The sequence below is a fragment of the Pantoea phosphatilytica genome, from assembly GCF_051025615.1.
In the GTDB taxonomy this organism is placed as follows: Bacteria; Pseudomonadota; Gammaproteobacteria; order Enterobacterales; family Enterobacteriaceae; genus Pantoea.
This window is the reverse complement of sequence record NZ_JBPFDF010000001.1, coordinates 2,021,565-2,039,053: the sequence shown is the minus strand read 5'-3', so window position 1 is coordinate 2,039,053 and position 17,489 is coordinate 2,021,565. Positions and strand designations below refer to the sequence as shown.

The following is a 17,489-nucleotide window of genomic DNA, read 5'->3' as shown; positions in this document are numbered from 1 at the left end:
TTAAATGCGAGCATTGATATGAAATTGCCCTGCGTCATCAATTGACACTCTCTGCGTCCCGGTGAAGGAACTACCATGAAAAAACGCACTAACCGACTGCTGTTCAGCATGTTGTTCGGAGGGTCGCTGCTGGCAGCCACCCTGTTTCCCGTTCTGCCGCTCTACGCGGCTGAAGCCCCAGCGACAACCCAGGTCAGCAAACCGCTGACGATTATCGACCTTTCAGAACTGCAGATCGACGGTGCCGCCGCGCTGGTTCTGACCTTCAGTCAGCCGCTCGATGAGAAACAGGATTTCGCGCAGAGCGTCAGGCTGACCGACGACAAACAGGGCCGGGTGGATGGCGGCTGGGAGCTTTCCGGCAATCGCAGGACGCTGCGCTTCCGCCATCCCGAACCCTCACGTCACTTTACCGTCACGGTCGCGGCGGGCCTGCGCGCCGCCAGCGGTGAGACGCTGGCCGCCGGTTACAGCCAGAAAATCGTCACCCGTGATATCCAGCCGATGGTAGGCTTTGCCAGCCGCGGCGCTCTGCTGCCGCTGCGCATTACTCAGGGGCTGCCGGTGCTGGCGCTCAACGTGGATCAGGTCGATGTCGATTTCTTCCGGATAAAGAATGCGGGCCTGGCGGAATTTCTCGCGCAGTGGAACTACGGCAACAATCTCTCTACCTGGCAGTCTGAAGATCTGCTGAAAAGTAGCCAGCTGGTCTATTCCGGGCGCTTTGCACTCAATCCGGCGCGCAACACCCGCGAAAAACTGCAGCTGCCGATGAGTGATATCGCCGCGCTGCAGCAGCCAGGCGTCTATCTGGCCGTGATGAAGCAGGCCGGGACCTATCGCTACAGCCAGCCTGCCACGCTTTTCACCCTCAGTGATATCGGCCTGTCGCTGCATCGCTTCCCGGCGCAGCTCGAACTGTTCGCCCAGAGCCTGGCTAACGGCCAGCCGTTGTCTGGCGTCAGCGTCCGGTTGCTGGATGAGAAAGGGCAGGTGCTGCAGAGCGGCACCAGTGACGGGAGCGGCCATCTTCGCCTCAGAGCGGAGGAGAAGGGCAAGCTGCTGCTGGCCGTGCAGGGTGAGCAGACCTCGCTGATCGACCTGGCGCGTCCGGCGCTGGACCTGGCGGAGTTTCCGGTGGCCGGGCCGCAGGGCTACGAGAAGCAGCTGTTTGTGTTCGGGCCGCGCGACATCTATCGGCCCGGTGAAACGGTCATCGTCAATGCGCTGCTTCGCGATGCCGATGGCAAGCCGTTGCCCGCCCAGCCGATTAAAGCCGAGCTGGTTCAGCCCGATGGTCAGGTGATGCGGACATTTGTCTGGCAGCCGGAAGCGGGGCTCTATCAGCAGCGTCTGCCGATCCCTGACGCCGCCATGACCGGCGACTGGATGCTGCGGCTCAATACCGGCGATAACCTTAAGCGCGAGTGGCGGTTCCACGTCGAGGATTTTCTGCCGGAGCGCATGGCCTTGACGCTGAAAAGCGACCCGCAGCCACAGCCCGCGGATGCCAGCATTGAGTTTGGTATCGAGGGGCGCTACCTCTACGGCGCGCCTGCGGCGGGTAACACGCTGCAGGGGCAACTCTATCTCCGGCCCGCGCGCGAAGCGGTGGCGGCCCTGCCGGGTTATCAGTTTGGCGACATTACCGAGGACGGGCTGAAGCGCACGCTGGATGAGGTGGAGCTGAAACTCGACGCCAGCGGTAAAGCGACGCTCGCGGTCGAAAATCAGTGGGATCAGCTGCACTCGCCGCTCAGCCTGATCCTGCAGGCCAGCCTGCTGGAAACCGGTGGCCGCCCGGTAACGCGCCGGATTACGCAGGCGATCTGGCCCGCCGGGGCGCTGCCCGGCATCCGGCCGCTGTTCGGCAACAAGGCGGTCTATGACTACCGCACTGACCGCTACCACGATGAGCCTACCGTACCGGAAGGCGGACTGGCCGAATTTGACATCGTCTATGCCAGCAGTCAGGGCAAAAAACTGGCGGCAGATAAGCTGACGGTGCGACTGATTCAGGAGCGCCGCGATGACTACTGGAGCTTCTCAGACAGCGAAGGCTGGCAGTCGCAGTACAGCAATAAAGATCTGCAGGAAGATGAGCGGATTATCGCGGTGCCTGCAGACGGCAGCACCCGGGTCAGTTTCCCGGTCGAGTGGGGCCACTACCGGCTGGAAGTCCAGGCGGGCGAAAAGATCGTCAGCAGCGTGCGGTTCCAGGCGGGATATGACTGGCAGGACAACACCAACGGCACGGGCGCATTGCGGCCCGATCAGGTCAGGCTGAAGCTGGATAAAGCGGCCTATCAGCCTGGTGACACGGTGCACCTGCAGGTTGAATCACCGGCCGCCGGGAAGGGCTATCTGATGGTGGAGTCGGCCAGCGGCACGCTCTGGTGGCAACCGCTGACGGTGCCGCAGGGTGGCATCCAGGTCGATGTGCCGGTAGCGGAGAGCTGGCGGCGACACGATCTTTACTTCAGCGCCATCGTGGTGCGCGACGGCGATAAGGCCAGCGGTGCCACGCCGAAACGTGCGGTGGGGCTGCTGCATCTGCCGATGGCAACAGAGGCGCGGCGTCTCACTCTGACGCTGGATGCGCCCGACAAAATCCGGCCTGAACAGACGCTGACGGTCAGGGTTCATGCCAGTCGTGACGGCGGCCCGCTGCCTGAAAAAGTCAACGTACTGCTCTCTGCGGTGGACAGCGGTGTGCTGAGCGTAACGGATTTCAGAACGCCCGATCCATGGCAGGCTTTCTTTGGCCGCAAACGCTACAACGCCGATCAGTATGATGTCTTCGGGCAGCTGATCGACGGCGGGGGCCGGCTGGCGGCGCTGCGGTTTGGCGGCGACGGGGATGACGATTCGATGACGCGCGGCGGTAAAAAACCGGTTACGCACGTCAATATTGTGGCGCAGCAGCTTCAGGCGGTAACACTGGATAAAGCGGGCAACGGCGTGATAACGCTGCCGGTTCCGGCTTTTAACGGAGAGCTGCGGCTGATGACCCAGGCCTGGAGCGAGGACAGCTTCGGGGCGGCAGAGCGCAGGCTGACCGTGGCGGCACCGCTCATCAGTGAGCTGGCGACCCCTCGCTTCCTCGCCAGCGGCGACTCGGCGTCCCTGGCGCTGGATATCACCAACCTGACGGATCTGCCGCAGACCCTGAGCGTGGATCTGAGCAGCACCGGGCTGGTGGATCTGGCCGGTGCGGCCAGCCAGCGCGTGACGCTGGCCAAAGGTGCGCGCACAACCCTGCAGATTCCGGTCACGGCGAAAACCGGCTTTGGTGATGGTGCGGTGACGGTGGCCATCTCCGGGCTGAATCTGCCCGGCGAGACGCTGCGGCCCATGAAACAGCAGTGGAAAATCGGTGTCAGGCCGCCTTATCCGGCCAGCACGCTGAGCTTTGATGCGGTCATTAATCCTGATCGGCCCTGGCAGGTCGCGGCCGCCGCCTTTACCGGGCTGGATCCTCAGACCCTGAGCGGACAGCTGACGCTGAGCAATCGTCCGCCGCTCAATATTGCCCGCTATATCAGCGCGCTTTATGCCTATCCGTACGGCTGCCTGGAGCAGACCACCAGTGGCCTCTGGCCGTCTCTCTACACCCGCCACGCCGAACTGAGCGCGATGGGAATAAAAACCAGCAGCGATGAGGCGCGCCGGGCCGCGATCGATACTGGCATAGCCCGCCTGGCCGGGATGCAGCGGGCCAACGGCAGTTTCGGGCTGTGGGATAAACAGAGTGAAGAGGAGTTCTGGCTGACGCCTTACGTAACGGACTTCCTGCTGCGTGCCAGCGAGGCGGGCTATGCGCTGCCGGATAATGTGGTGGATCGCGCGAACGCCCGTCTGCTGCGCTATCTGCAGGATCCCACGCAGATTAGCGGTGGCGACAGTGACAGTCACGCCGCCCTGCGGTTCAGCGTTCAGGCTTACGCCGGACTGGTGCTGGCGCGTCAGCAGCGCGCGCCGCTGGGGGCGCTGCGCGCGATCTATGAGCAGCGTGAGCATGCCCGCTCCGGTCTGGCGCTGATGCAGCTGGGTGTGGCGCTGAAGCTGATGGGTGACGGGCAGCGCGCGCAGCAGGCGATCATGCAGGGGGCCACGCTGACGCGACCAGAAAAAACCTGGTATGGCGATTACGGCAGCACGGTGCGCGATGAGGGGATGATGATCGCCCTGTTAGCGGAGTATAAGCTGCAGCCTCAGCTGCAGAACAGTCTGCTGCTGGCGCTGTCGAAAGAGGTCAACGGTAAACGCTGGTTCTCAACCCAGGAAAATAACGCGCTCTGGCTGGCGGCTCACACGCTGCAGCAGGGGCAGGGTGGCGGCTGGCAGGCGCTGCTGGCGGGCTCGCCACAGCCTTTGCAGGGCGATGCGCCACTGAACAGAGGGCTGGGGGCTGAGCGGTTATTGCAGGGCGTTGAGGTGCAAAATCCGGGCAGTGCGCCGCTCTATGGTCGTCTGGATGTCACGGGCTATCCGCTGACCGCGCCACCACCGGAGAGCAACCAGCTCGGAATAAAACGCGACTATTTCACTCTGGATGGTAAAGCTGCCGATCTCAGCAATCTGCGCAGCGGTGAACTGCTGGTGGTCCGTCTGACCGTTTCTTCGAAGCGTAGCATCAGCGATGCGCTGGTGGTGGATCTGCTGCCTGCCGGACTGGAGCTGGAAAACCAGAACCTGGCAGACAGCAGCGCCAGCCTCGGTGACAGTGCGGATGCGCTCAAAGAGAGCATGGGTGACATGCAGCAGGCGGACATCAGGCACATCGAGTTCCGCGACGACCGCTTTGTTGCCGCGCTGGCGATCGACTCTTATCGTCCCGCGACGCTGGTCTATCTGGCGCGGGCGGTAACGCCGGGCCGTTTCCTGATGCCGCCACCCCAGGTCGAATCGATGTATGTGCCGGAGTGGCGCGCGACCGGTAGCACACCGTCGCAGCTGCACATTCAGTAAGTGACGGGACCTGTGATAAAACGCAGTCGCCTCAACAGGCGGTGGCTCGCGCTGCCGCTTTTTTTCCTGATGCTGTGGCTGGCGGTCTGGGGGCTGGATCGTCTGTTCCCGCTGCCGCTTAAGCAGGTGCAGCCCGCGCGGGTAGTGGTGGCCAGCGACGGTACGCCATTATGGCGTTTTGCCGACGGCAACGGGATCTGGCGTTATCCGGTAACGCCGGAGGAGGTCGCACCGGCCTATCTGCAGGCGCTGCTCACCTATGAAGATCGCTGGTTCTGGTATCACCCTGGCATCAATCCGCTGGCGCTGCTCCGTGCCGCCTGGCAGGATCTGCGTCATCAGAGCGTCATTTCTGGCGGCAGTACGCTGACGATGCAGGTGGCGCGTTTGATCGATCCGCAACCCCGTACGCTGCGCGGCAAGCTGATCCAGGCGTGGCGGGCGCTGCAGCTGGAGTGGCATCTCTCGAAACGTGACATCCTGACGCTCTACCTGAACCGCGCCCCCTTTGGTGGCACGCTGGAGGGTGTGGGGGCGGCCAGCTGGAGCTGGCTCGGAAAAGCGCCGTCGCAGCTGACGCCGGGCGAGGCGGCGCTGCTGGCCGTCCTGCCCCAGGCGCCCAGCCGCCTGCGCCCCGACCGCTGGCCCGACAGGGCGGAGGCCGCCCGCAACAAAGTGCTGGATCGGCTGGCGGAGTATCACATCTGGTCTGCCGGACAGGTCGCCGAAATCCGTCAGGAGCCGGTCTGGTTGCCGCCGCGCCAGATGCCGCAGATGGCGCCGCTGCTGGCCCGGCGACTGCTGTCCGTCAGTCACCGCGACAAGATTGTCTCTACGCTCGATCCCGCCCTGCAGCGTGAACTGGAAAACCTGGCGCTGAATGTTAAAAATCAGCTCCCGCCACGCACCTCGCTGGCGATGCTGGTGGTCGATCACACCACGATGGCGGTGCGCGGCTACGTGGGCTCGGCTGATTTCAGCGATGACAGCCGGTTTGGTCATGTCGATATGATCGCCAGCGTACGGTCGCCCGGCTCGGTGCTGAAACCCTTTGTTTACGGCATGGCGCTGGATGAGGGGCTGATCCATGCCGAATCGCTGCTGCAGGATGTGCCGCGCCGCTTCGGCGATTACCGGCCCGGCAACTTCGACACCGGCTTTCACGGGCCGGTCAGCGCCAGTGATGCGCTGGTCCGATCCCTGAATCTCCCCGCTGTTCAGCTGCTGGAGGCGCTGGGACCGAAGAATGTTACAGCGCGCCTGCGCAATGTCGGTCTGCCGTTACGTTTTCCATCTGGCGCCGAACCGAATCTTTCGCTGATTCTGGGCGGCACCGGCGCGCGCATGGATGAGCTTGTGGCGGCCTACAGCGCCTTTGCCCGCCACGGCTACGCCGCTCAGCTGCGCTGGATGCCCGATCAACCCTTGCAGCAGCGGCCGCTGCTGTCGCCGGAATCGGCGTGGATCATCCGGCGTATTCTGGCTGGTGAAGCCCAGCCTGCGGCCAGTGGCATCGTCCCCGACGTGGTGCCTCTGGCCTGGAAAACCGGCACCAGTTATGGCTATCGCGATGCCTGGTCGGTGGGCATCAATCCCCGCTATCTGATCGGCGTCTGGGTCGGGCGACCGGATGCCACGCCCGTCGCCGGACAGTTCGGTTTTGCCTCTGCCGTGCCCGTGATGAATCAGATCAACAGCCTGCTGATGAGCCGCCTTAACCGGCGGGATGTTCCGGTCGATCCGCGCCCGGCGACGGTAACGGTGGCGACTATCTGCTGGCCTGGCGGTCAGCCGCTGCCCGACGGGGATGAAAACTGTCGGCAGCGCCGGCAGAGCTGGGTCGCCGCCGGAACACTGCCGCCCACGCTGCTGGCTGCCGGGCAGGAGAGCCTCAGCGGATTGCACCTGAGCTACTGGCAGAACCGGCAGGGGCTGCGCGTGGCCGCCGATTGCCCCGATGCGACCCGCCGCGAACTGCTGGTCTGGCCGCTGCCGCTGGAGGCCTGGCTGCCGCCTCAGGAGCGGCGCGCACAGCGCCTGCCGCCGGTGGATATGCGCTGTCCGCCGTTACAGCAGGGCAGTGGCGCACCGCTGATCGTCACCGGCGTGACGGAGGGACAGATCGTCAGACCGCTGCCGGGCAGAGGTTCGCTGACTATCCCGGTTGCGGTACAGGGCGGGCAGGGCACACGGCGCTGGTGGTTTCTGAATGGTGAACCGCTGGTGACGCAGGACGCCGCCACACACCTGGCGCTGCCGCTCGATCGACCCGGTGAATATCAGCTGGTGGTGATGGATGAAGAGGGGGGCGTGGTCTCGGTCACTTTCCGGCGGGATTGACGATTTTTTGCGCTAAATCATAATATTGGCGCCTCTGCTTCGACTCAGATCAAGAATTTTCACCAAATTAGGGATCTCTGATAGGCAATGCCGGACTCAGCCCCTATAATCGGCGCCGTTTCTTAACCGGGGCGGATGCCACCGGTTTCTTCAGAACGTCAAGACAGAGGTCATCATGGCAATCGAACGTACTTTTTCTATCATCAAGCCAAACGCCGTCGCTAAAAACGTGATTGGTGCTATCTACAACCGTTTTGAGAGCGCAGGCTTCAAAATCGTTGGCGCAAAAATGCTGCAGCTGAGCAAAGAGCAGGCTGAAGGTTTTTACGCTGAGCACCAGGGCAAGCCATTCTTCGATGGCCTGGTTGAATTCATGACCTCTGGCCCGGTTGTTGTTTCCGTGCTGGAAGGTGAAAATGCCGTTCAGCGTCACCGCGACCTGATGGGTGCCACTAACCCGGCAAACGCACTGGCTGGCACACTGCGTGCTGACTACGCTGACAGCTTCACCGAAAACGCGACCCACGGTTCAGATTCTGCTGAATCCGCGGCCCGCGAAATCGCCTACTTCTTCGGCGAAAACGAAATCTGCCCACGTACCCGTTAATCGCCTGGCGATAAACGTTACAGCGGCTTTACAAAAATCTGCCTGGGGGAGGTGACTCCCGCCTGTTATCAGGCCGCAGATGTTGTACAATATTGCGCCTTCATTGACTCCGCTTAATGAAGGCGCAATTTTTTCACCTATCCCTGAACAGCGCCATAACGTGTAACAACGAGGCCAGAGAATATTATGTCCGAACAGATTGTGACGTCCGCGTCCGCATCCCCCATTGTCGTTTCCCCGAAAAGCCAGAAAATCAACCTGCTCGATCTCAACCGTCAGCAGATGCGCGAATTCTTCCAGTCGCTGGGCGAAAAGCCGTTCCGCGCTGACCAGGTCATGAAGTGGATCTATCACTACTGCTGCGACGATTTCGAGCAGATGACCGACATTAATAAAAAGCTGCGTAACCGGCTGATGGAACTGACGGAGATCCGCGCGCCAGAAGTGGCGGAAGAGATGCGCTCCACCGACGGCACCATTAAATGGGCGATTCGCGTGGGCGATCAGCTGGTGGAAACGGTCTACATCCCGGAAGGAGACCGCGCCACGCTCTGCGTCTCTTCCCAGGTTGGATGTGCACTGGAGTGTAAATTCTGTTCGACCGCACAGCAGGGCTTTAACCGTAACCTGCGGGTGTCAGAAATTATTGGTCAGGTGTGGCGCGCGGCGAAGATTGTCGGCGCAGCTAAAATCACCGGCCAGCGTCCTATCACTAACGTTGTGATGATGGGCATGGGCGAGCCGCTGCTCAACCTCAACAACGTGGTTCCGGCGATGGAGATCATGCTGGATGACTTCGGATTTGGTCTGTCGAAGCGTCGTGTGACCCTCTCCACCTCTGGCGTGGTGCCTGCCCTGGATAAACTGGGCGATATGATTGATGTCGCGCTGGCGATCTCCCTGCACGCGCCTAACGACAAACTGCGTGACGATATCGTACCGATCAACAAAAAGTACAATATCGAAACCTTCCTGGCGGCGGTAAAACGCTACATCGGCAAATCCAACGCCAATCAGGGTCGCGTAACGATTGAGTACGTGTTGCTGGATCATGTTAATGACAGCACAGATGATGCGCATGAACTTGCCGCATTACTGAAAGAAACACCGTGTAAAATCAACCTGATTCCCTGGAACCCCTTCCCGGGCGCGCCGTATGGCCGTAGCTCCAACAGCCGCATCGATCGTTTCTCCAAGGTCCTGATGGACTACGGTTTTACCACCATCGTGCGCAAAACCCGAGGCGACGACATTGATGCTGCCTGCGGTCAGTTAGCCGGAGAGGTCATCGACCGTACCAAGCGGACCATGCGGAAAAAGATGGCGGGTGAAGCCATCTCTGTGAAGGCGCTCTAGAAGCGTAATCGCAGACGTTTCCTGACGGGATAACGCGTGGCAGGCTGCTGCCTGTGAACGTCAACCGGAGGGAAACGATTATGCGTAACGGATTACTGCTGGCGCTGTTAGTTGTAAGCGGGTGTGTCAGTCAGCCTCATCAACCCGGCGCTGCAGAGGTGCGTCTGCAACTCGGCATGCACTATCTGGCCGGGGGCGACTACGCCGCCGCAGAGCGAAACTTCCTGCGTGCGCAGGCCGCCGCTCCCGGGGATTACCGGGTCTCGCTTGCGCTGGCACGACTGGCACAGGCGCAGGGGAATCAGACAGCGGCGCAGGCTCGCTTTATACTGGCACAGCAGCAGGCGCCGGATAATGGTTTCGTCGCTAACAATTACGGTGCGTTTCTCTGCGCTTTAAGGCAGTATGATGAAGCGCATCAACAGTTTAGTCGGGCAAGAGCAGCACAGCAGTCTGATGCACGTAATGACGCGCTTGAGCTGGCAGGATATTGTTATCTGCAGGCTGGCGAATATGCCGCAGCCCGCAGGACGCTACGGCTGGCCATTGAAGCAGACCGTCGCAAGGCGGACGCGTTGCTGGCTGAAGCTGAAAAGCAGATGAGTGATAACCATCTGACAACCGTGCCGGTTTTGCTCGACGTTTACCAGCACTCGCTGCCTGAAACGGCACGAAGTCTGGCGTTACACTTACGTTTCGCCGCGCTACAGGGAAATGCCGCTGACGTTTTACGTTATGGCGACCAGTTAGCGCGACGTTTTCCGCAATCGATACAGTACCAGCGTTATTTAGCTAATGAATACTGAAGCCACTCAAGAAAACTCTGCATTACACTCTACAGGCGAACGCCTGCGTCTGGCTCGTGAGCAGATGGGGCTGACGCAGCAGAACGTTGCTGAACGCCTGTGCCTGAAACTGACCACCGTGCGTGATATCGAGGAAGATAAATCACCTGTCGATCTCGCCTCGACGTTTTTGCGCGGTTACATCCGCTCCTATGCGCGTCTGGTGCACATTCCTGAAGAGGAACTGCTGCCGATGATGGCGAAACAGACGCCGGTCCGGGCAGCCAAAATTGCGCCCATGCAAAGTTTCTCCCTGGGCAAGCGCCGCAAAAAACGCGATGGCTGGCTGATGATTTTCACCTGGCTGGTGCTGTTTGTTGTCGTGGGGCTGACCGGTGCCTGGTGGTGGCAGAACCACAAGGCGTCACAGGATGATCTGGTGTCAGTGACCGATCAGAACGGCAGCGGAGATAACAGCCAGTCTATTCCGCTGGGTGAAACCAGCGGTGACAGCGCGACCCCGGCGGCGCCTGACGAAAGCAACAGCGCCAACAGCGACAACAGTGCAGCAGCCAGCACGCCTGCCACGGCGGCACCGGCTGCCAGCGCCAGCAACAGCACCGCCACTACTCAGCCGGATGCGGCCAGCAACACTGTGGTGTCGCCGAGCCAGGCACCGACAGAGAATACGGCGGCAGCGCCTGCTGCGACCAGCAGCACCGGCACCGCCTCTCAGATGCCCGTCGGAGCTGCCGCAGTCAGTGAACCTGCAGCTGACCCGAATGCGGTCGTGATGACCTTCACTGCGGACTGCTGGCTGGAAGTCAGCGATGCCACCGGCAAAAAACTGTTCAGCGGCACGCAGCGCAGTGGTGGTAAACTCAGCCTGGCAGGAACACCTCCGTATCGTCTGAAAATTGGCGCGCCATCGGCGGTTCAGGTGCAATATCAGAATCAGCCCGTTGATTTAAGTCGTTTTATCCGTAATAACCAGGTTGCTCGCCTGACATTGGGTGCGCAATAACAGCGTATTCTGTACCGGGCAATTGTGGAGAAGAAATATATGCATAACGAAGCACCCATTATCCGTCGTAAATCTAAACGTATTTACGTCGGCAAGGTGCCGGTCGGTGACGGCGCCCCAATCGCTGTTCAGTCGATGACCAACACCCGCACCACGGACGTGGAAGCGACGGTAAATCAGATCAAAGCCCTTGAGCGCGTCGGTGTCGACATCGTGCGTGTCTCGGTGCCTACCATGGATGCCGCAGAAGCATTCAGGCTGATCAAGCAGCAGGTAAACGTGCCGCTGGTGGCAGATATTCATTTTGACTACCGCATCGCCCTGAAAGTGGCTGAGTATGGCGTCGACTGTCTGCGCATCAATCCCGGTAATATCGGGAACAATGAGCGCATCCGCATGGTTGTCGACTGCGCACGCGACAAAAATATTCCTATCCGGATTGGCGTTAACGCCGGTTCGCTGGAAAAAGATCTGCAGGAAAAGTATGGCGAGCCGACGCCGCAGGCGTTGCTGGAATCCGCCATGCGCCACGTCGACCATCTTGACCGCCTCAACTTCGACCAGTTTAAAGTCAGCGTAAAAGCGTCTGACGTCTTCCTGGCCGTCGAATCCTATCGTCTGCTGGCGAAGCAGATCGAACAGCCGCTGCATCTCGGCATTACCGAAGCGGGCGGCGCGCGTGCCGGTGCGGTGAAATCCGCGATCGGACTCGGCCTGCTGCTTTCCGAGGGCATCGGCGATACGCTGCGTATCTCGCTGGCGGCCGATCCGGTAGAAGAGGTCAAAGTTGGCTTCGACATTCTGAAGTCACTGCGCATCCGTTCCCGTGGGATTAACTTTATCGCCTGTCCGACCTGTTCACGTCAGGAGTTCGACGTTATCGGCACGGTCAACGCGCTGGAGCAGCGTCTGGAAGATCTGATCACCCCGATGGATGTCTCTATCATTGGCTGCGTGGTTAACGGACCGGGCGAAGCGACCCTCTCGACGCTGGGCGTGACCGGCGGCAGTAAGAAGAGCGGCTTCTACGAGGATGGCGTGCGTCAGCGCGATCGCCTCGACAACGACAATATGATCGACCAGCTGGAAGCGCGTATCCGTGCCAAAGCGTCGATGCTGGATGCCAGCCGCCGTATCGACGTGCAGCATCTGGAAAAATAATGGCGTGCGCGGCCTGCGTACGTGACTTTTTTGACTGAACCTGTGCGGTTTCATCCTCATAAGGTATGATGCCGGACAGGTTTTTTTGCATTAAGAGATTTTAACGTGGCGAAGAATATTCAGGCGATTCGCGGGATGAACGACTACCTGCCTGCGGATACGGCCCTCTGGCAACGGATTGAAGGCGTGCTCAAGCAGACGCTGGCGAGCTACGGTTACAGCGAAATTCGCTTACCGCTGGTGGAGCAAACACCACTGTTTAAACGCGCCATCGGTGAAGTCACCGATGTGGTTGAAAAAGAGATGTACACCTTCGAGGACCGCAACGGCGAAAGCCTGACGCTGCGCCCGGAAGGGACCGCAGGCTGTGTGCGCGCCGGTATTGAACACGGCTTACTCTATAACCAGGAGCAGCGTCTCTGGTATATGGGGCCGATGTTCCGCTATGAGCGTCCGCAGAAAGGCCGTTATCGCCAGTTCTACCAGATCGGCGTGGAAGTCTTTGGTCTGCAGGGACCGGATATCGATGCGGAACTGATCATGCTGAACGCCCGCTGGTGGAAAGCGCTTGGGATCGCCGATCATGTCCGTCTGGAACTGAACTCTATCGGTTCGCTGGAAGCGCGCGCGCACTATCGTGACGCGCTGGTCGCGTTTCTGGAACAGCATAAAGCGTCGCTGGATGAGGATTGCAAACGCCGCATGTACAGCAATCCGATGCGCGTGCTCGACAGCAAAAATCCTGAGATTCAGCAACTGCTGAACGATGCGCCGCAGCTTGGCGACTATCTGGATGACGAATCCCGCGAACACTTCAGCGGCCTGTGTGCCCTGCTGGACGATGCCGGCATCGGCTATACCGTCAATCAGCGTCTGGTGCGCGGGCTGGACTATTATAATCGCACCGTGATCGAGTGGGTCACCGATAGCTTGGGTTCTCAGGGCACGGTCTGCGGCGGCGGCCGCTACGATGGCCTGGTCGAGCAGCTCGGCGGTCGCGCCACGCCAGCCGTAGGTTTCGCGATGGGAATGGAGCGGCTGGTGCTGCTGGTTCAGGCCGTTAACCCGGAATTTGAACCGACGAGCAATGTGGATGTCTATGTAATCGCTTCCGGTCAGGGCGTGCAGTCTGCTGCGATGCAGCTGGCTGAGAAACTGCGCGACGAAGCGCCGGAACTGCGGCTGATGACAAACTTCGGCGGCGGCAACTTCAAAAAACAGTTTGCCCGTGCTGACAAGTGGGGCGCGCGCGTCGCGCTGGTGTTAGGCGAGGATGAAGTCAAAGCGGGTCAGGTCGTGATTAAAGATCTGCGCCGTGGCGAGCAGCAAACGCGGGATCAGGCAGAGGCTGCTGCTGTATTACGTTCGCTGTTACAGTAAGCGTGACGCAGCACCAACCATAGAAAGGAGAAGGATTGCGTGGAAGTGTATAGCAATGAAAACGAGCAGACTGAAGCGCTGCGCAACTTTTTTGCCAACAATGGGAAAGCGTTAGCCATTGGCGTGGTAATCGGCATTGCTGCGCTGGGGGGCTGGCGTTACTGGAGCAGTCATCAGGACGATACGGCGAAGACAGTCTCCGCAGAGTATCAGCAGCTCACCACCGCCATGCAGGCGGACAAACCTGAGACGCTGGAAGCCGTTAACCGTTTTGCCAGCGAAAACAGCAACACTTACGGTGCGCTGGCCGCGATGGATCTGGCAAAGCAGTATGTCGACGCCGGTCAGCTTGATAAGGCCGCAACGCTGCTGCAAAACGGACTGAAAGATACCAAAGATGCCAATCTGCAGGCGGTGATTAACCTGCGCCTAGCACGCATTCAACTGCAACAGAATCAGGCGGACGCGGCGCTTAAGACCCTTGACGGTGTGAAGGGTGATGGCTGGACAGCCATTGTGGCCGACATCCGCGGCGAAGCGCTGCTGACTAAAGGCGACAGGCAGGGCGCGCGCGATGCCTGGAGTAAAGGGGTGGAGTCTGACGCCTCTCCGGCACTGAAGCAAATGATGCAGATGAAGATGAATAACTTAAGCTAAGCCAGTCAAGAGAGAGCGCATGGAATTACGTAAATACCTGCTGCCGGGACTGATTTCAGTCACTTTGCTCAGCGGTTGTTCGCTGTTTAGCGGCGAAGAAGATGTAGTGAAAATGGCCCCGTTGCCTCAGGTGGAAAATCAGTTCACGCCACAGAAAGTGTGGAGCACCTCGGTAGGCGATGGCGTCGGTGATTTCTACTCAAACCTGCATCCTGCCTGGCAGGACAGCACGGTTTACGCTGCTGACCGCTTTGGTATTGTCAAAGCACTGGATGCCGCAGACGGTAAAGAAAAATGGAAGGTCGATCTCTCTGAGAAAACCGGCTTCTTTTCGAAAAATCGTTCCGCGCTGTTATCTGGCGGCCTGACGGCAGATGGCGACCGCGTCTATGTCGGCAGCGAACGCGGACAGGTTTATGCCCTGAACAGTAGTGATGGCAGCCTGGCCTGGCAGACCAAAGTCGCCGGTGAAGCGCTGTCGCGTCCGGTGGTCAGCGATGGCCTGGTGCTGATTCACACCAGCAACGGTATGCTGCAGGGTCTGGACCAGAGCAGCGGCGCCGTGAAGTGGAGCGTCAACCTGGATATGCCTGCGCTGTCTCTGCGCGGTGAGTCTGCCCCTGCGGTCGCATTTGGCGGCGCTATTGTGGGGGGTGACAACGGACGCGTCAGTGCGGTTGTGATGAACCAGGGTCAGCTGATCTGGCAGCAGCGGATTTCTCAGGTGAGCGGCGCCACAGAGATTGACCGTCTTAATGATGTCGATACGACGCCGGTGATTGTCAACGGGGTGGTTTACGCGCTGGCTTACAATGGCAACCTGACGGCACTGGATCTGCGTTCCGGTCAGATTTTGTGGAAACGCGAAATTGGCGGCGTGAAGGATCTGATTGTCGATGCGGGCCGCATCTACCTGGTGGATCAGGACGACCGTGTGATCGCACTGAATGCTGACGGCGGCGTGGCGATCTGGCGTCAGAGCGATCTGCTGCATCGCAACCTGACCTCACCAGTGCTCTACAACGGCTATCTGGTGGTCGGCGACAGCGAAGGCTATCTGCACTGGCTGAACACCACCGACGGTCGTTTCGTCGCACAGCAGAAACTGGACAGCTCAGGCTTCCAGACCGAGCCGGTGGTCGCCAGCGATAAGCTGCTGATCCAGTCGAAAGATGGTGAGGTTTACGCGATTACCCGCTAACGGGTAAACGTCCGGCAGGGAAAATCCTCCGTTCCGACGGCTCCTGATTTAATCAGGGGCCGTTTCGTTTTTAGTCAGGCATGGTATTCTTTGCGCCTTAAGCCTGAACTTGACGGCCAGAGCCGTTATAATCACGCCATTCGGGCGATTCATTTTCTATTGAGGCATTTTGTTATGGTACCTGTGGTCGCGCTGGTTGGGCGTCCCAATGTGGGAAAATCTACGCTATTTAACCGCTTAACCCGCACTCGTGATGCGCTGGTAGCGGATTTTCCTGGACTGACTCGCGATCGCAAATATGGTCGCGCCGAAGTGGAAGGGCGCGAATTTATTGTTATCGATACCGGCGGTATCGACGGCACCGAAGAGGGCGTCGAAACGCGGATGGCTGAGCAGTCACTGCTGGCGATTGAAGAAGCGGACGTCGTGCTGTTTATGGTTGACGCGCGTGCCGGCATGATGGCGGCCGATCAGCAAATCGCGAAACATCTGCGTTCCCGTCAGAAAGCGACCTTCCTGGTGGCGAACAAAACGGACGGACTGGATCCCGATCAGGCAGTAATCGACTTCTACTCCCTGGGCCTGGGCGAAATCCATGCGATTGCCGCCTCCCACGGTCGTGGCGTCACCAGCCTGATCGAAACGGCGCTGCTGCCGTGGATGGAGAAGGTTGAGCAGGTCGAACTGACCGAAGAAGAAGAGAACCAGGCCTACTGGGCGGCGCTGGACGCTGAAGAGTCGGCGGGACAGCAGGCTGCAGAGGAAGAAGAGAACTTCGACCCGACGGGCCTGCCGATCAAACTGGCGATTGTTGGCCGTCCGAATGTAGGTAAATCAACGCTTACCAACCGTATCCTCGGTGAAGACCGCGTTGTGGTCTATGACATGCCGGGCACCACCCGCGACAGTATCTATATTCCGATGGAGCGCGACGAACGTGAATACGTTCTGATCGACACCGCAGGCGTGCGTAAGCGTGCCAAAATCTCAGACACCGTTGAGAAATTCTCGGTCATTAAGACGCTGCAGGCGATCGAAGATGCCAACGTGGTTATGCTGGTTATCGATGCCCACGCCGGTATTTCCGATCAGGACCTCTCGCTGCTGGGCTTTATCCTCAACAGTGGCCGTTCGCTGGTGATTGTGGTCAACAAATGGGATGGCCTGTCGCAGGAAGTGCGTGACGAAGTCAAAGAGACGCTGGACTTCCGTCTGGGCTTTATCGATTTCGCGCGTATCCACTTTATCTCTGCGCTGCACGGTAGCGGGGTGGGTAACCTGTTCGAGTCGATCACCGAAGCCTATGACTGTTCGACCCGTCGCGTAAACACCTCGCTGCTGACCCGTATCATGAACATGGCGGCAGATGACCATCAGCCACCACTGGTGCGCGGCCGTCGCGTGAAGCTGAAATATGCGCACGCCGGAGGCTATAACCCGCCTATCGTGGTGATCCACGGTAATCAGGTTAAGGATCTGCCGGACTCTTACAAACGCTACCTGATGAACTACTTCCGTAAATCACTGAACGTGATGGGAACACCTATCCGCATTCAGTTCAAAGAGGGTGAAAACCCTTATGAAGGCAAGCGTAACCTGCTGACACCGACTCAGCAGCGTAAGCGTAAGCGTCTTATGGCGCACATGAAAAAGAACAAGCGTTAAACGGAGAGGGCCAGCAGGCCCTCTTTTTTTGCCCGAAACCGGCTACCGGAGGTGCAGAATGTGTGAGCGTTGTGAAACCTGTCAGCATCCGCTGTTGCTCCGCGACGGTGAATTTATCTGTTCTGCCTGTGGCGCTCATTTTCCTGCGCAGCCCTGCTGCCCGACGTGCCAGGCGCCCCTTGAGGTGCTCAGAGCCTGCGGCGCAACGGACTATTTCTGCCGCAACGGACATGGCCTGATCGCCCGCGCGCGCCTGCTTTTCCGCTTACCGGCCCACTGAGCCTGCTTTTTCTCCTCTGCCAGGACCGGGTTACTGCGGCCTTTTTGTAGCAAAAATGCTAT

The 17,489-nt window shown here is 59.6% G+C and carries 12 protein-coding genes; all 12 read left to right on the top strand.

The annotated features are described in order from the left end of the window. Window positions 1-75: 75 nt before the first annotated feature. The 12 genes from ACR6AS_RS09760 to ACR6AS_RS09705 all read left to right on the top strand — a co-directional run bounded on the left by ACR6AS_RS09760 (window position 76) and on the right by ACR6AS_RS09705 (window position 17,427). Window positions 76-4,971 (top strand): alpha-2-macroglobulin family protein, encoded by a 4,896-nt coding sequence (locus tag ACR6AS_RS09760; RefSeq protein WP_434161877.1) that lies wholly within the window; start codon window positions 76-78, stop codon window positions 4,969-4,971. A 12-nt stretch (window positions 4,972-4,983) separates the two neighbouring features. After that, window positions 4,984-7,311, top strand: a complete 2,328-nt coding sequence (gene pbpC / locus ACR6AS_RS09755; protein WP_293772930.1) for a peptidoglycan glycosyltransferase PbpC — start codon at window positions 4,984-4,986, stop codon at window positions 7,309-7,311. A gap of 175 nt (window positions 7,312-7,486) precedes the next feature. Beyond that, complete coding sequence (gene ndk / locus ACR6AS_RS09750; RefSeq protein WP_003848684.1) at window positions 7,487-7,918, top strand: nucleoside-diphosphate kinase; 432 nt, start codon at window positions 7,487-7,489, stop codon at window positions 7,916-7,918. Window positions 7,919-8,104: 186 nt separating this feature from the next. After that, entirely contained in the window at window positions 8,105-9,274 is a 1,170-nt protein-coding gene (gene rlmN, locus ACR6AS_RS09745) for a dual-specificity RNA methyltransferase RlmN (RefSeq protein ID WP_111139148.1), read from the top strand. 80 nt (window positions 9,275-9,354) lie between these two features. After that, a complete protein-coding gene (pilW, locus tag ACR6AS_RS09740; protein WP_111139149.1) occupies window positions 9,355-10,080 on the top strand; it encodes a type IV pilus biogenesis/stability protein PilW in 726 nt (241 codons plus the stop codon). After that, window positions 10,070-11,083: a cytoskeleton protein RodZ gene (gene rodZ, locus ACR6AS_RS09735; protein ID WP_293772922.1), complete on the top strand. Its 1,014-nt coding sequence runs from the start codon at window positions 10,070-10,072 to the stop codon at window positions 11,081-11,083. The genes pilW and rodZ overlap by 11 nt, the downstream gene beginning before the upstream one ends. Before the next feature lie 39 nt (window positions 11,084-11,122). Further along, window positions 11,123-12,244 carry a flavodoxin-dependent (E)-4-hydroxy-3-methylbut-2-enyl-diphosphate synthase gene (ispG, locus tag ACR6AS_RS09730; protein WP_111139151.1) on the top strand — a complete coding sequence of 374 codons (1,122 nt, stop codon included), beginning with the start codon at window positions 11,123-11,125 and terminating at the stop codon, window positions 12,242-12,244. A 105-nt stretch (window positions 12,245-12,349) separates the two neighbouring features. Beyond that, complete coding sequence (gene hisS / locus ACR6AS_RS09725; protein ID WP_111139152.1) at window positions 12,350-13,624, top strand: histidine--tRNA ligase; 1,275 nt, start codon at window positions 12,350-12,352, stop codon at window positions 13,622-13,624. Window positions 13,625-13,663: 39 nt separating this feature from the next. Further along, the gene (locus tag ACR6AS_RS09720; RefSeq protein ID WP_111139153.1) at window positions 13,664-14,281 is read left to right on the top strand and encodes a YfgM family protein; all 618 of its coding nucleotides are present in this window, start codon (window positions 13,664-13,666) and stop codon (window positions 14,279-14,281) included. Window positions 14,282-14,300: 19 nt separating this feature from the next. Beyond that, entirely contained in the window at window positions 14,301-15,482 is a 1,182-nt protein-coding gene (bamB, locus tag ACR6AS_RS09715; protein WP_111139154.1) for an outer membrane protein assembly factor BamB, read from the top strand. Window positions 15,483-15,656: 174 nt separating this feature from the next. Next, a complete protein-coding gene (gene der, locus ACR6AS_RS09710) occupies window positions 15,657-17,147 on the top strand; it encodes a ribosome biogenesis GTPase Der (protein WP_111139155.1) in 1,491 nt (496 codons plus the stop codon). A gap of 58 nt (window positions 17,148-17,205) precedes the next feature. Beyond that, a complete protein-coding gene (locus ACR6AS_RS09705) occupies window positions 17,206-17,427 on the top strand; it encodes a zinc ribbon domain-containing protein (RefSeq protein WP_293772910.1) in 222 nt (73 codons plus the stop codon). Window positions 17,428-17,489 lie beyond the last annotated feature (62 nt).

Coding starts and splice junctions, on each gene's coding strand:
- rodZ (WP_293772922.1), top strand. CDS start 10,070: ATGAATACTGAAGCCACTCAAGAAAACTCTGCATTACACTCTACAGGC.
- ACR6AS_RS09760 (WP_434161877.1), top strand. CDS start 76: ATGAAAAAACGCACTAACCGACTGCTGTTCAGCATGTTGTTCGGAGGG.
- pilW (WP_111139149.1), top strand. CDS start 9,355: ATGCGTAACGGATTACTGCTGGCGCTGTTAGTTGTAAGCGGGTGTGTC.
- ACR6AS_RS09705 (WP_293772910.1), top strand. CDS start 17,206: ATGTGTGAGCGTTGTGAAACCTGTCAGCATCCGCTGTTGCTCCGCGAC.
- ndk (WP_003848684.1), top strand. CDS start 7,487: ATGGCAATCGAACGTACTTTTTCTATCATCAAGCCAAACGCCGTCGCT.
- rlmN (WP_111139148.1), top strand. CDS start 8,105: ATGTCCGAACAGATTGTGACGTCCGCGTCCGCATCCCCCATTGTCGTT.
- ispG (WP_111139151.1), top strand. CDS start 11,123: ATGCATAACGAAGCACCCATTATCCGTCGTAAATCTAAACGTATTTAC.
- bamB (WP_111139154.1), top strand. CDS start 14,301: ATGGAATTACGTAAATACCTGCTGCCGGGACTGATTTCAGTCACTTTG.
- der (WP_111139155.1), top strand. CDS start 15,657: ATGGTACCTGTGGTCGCGCTGGTTGGGCGTCCCAATGTGGGAAAATCT.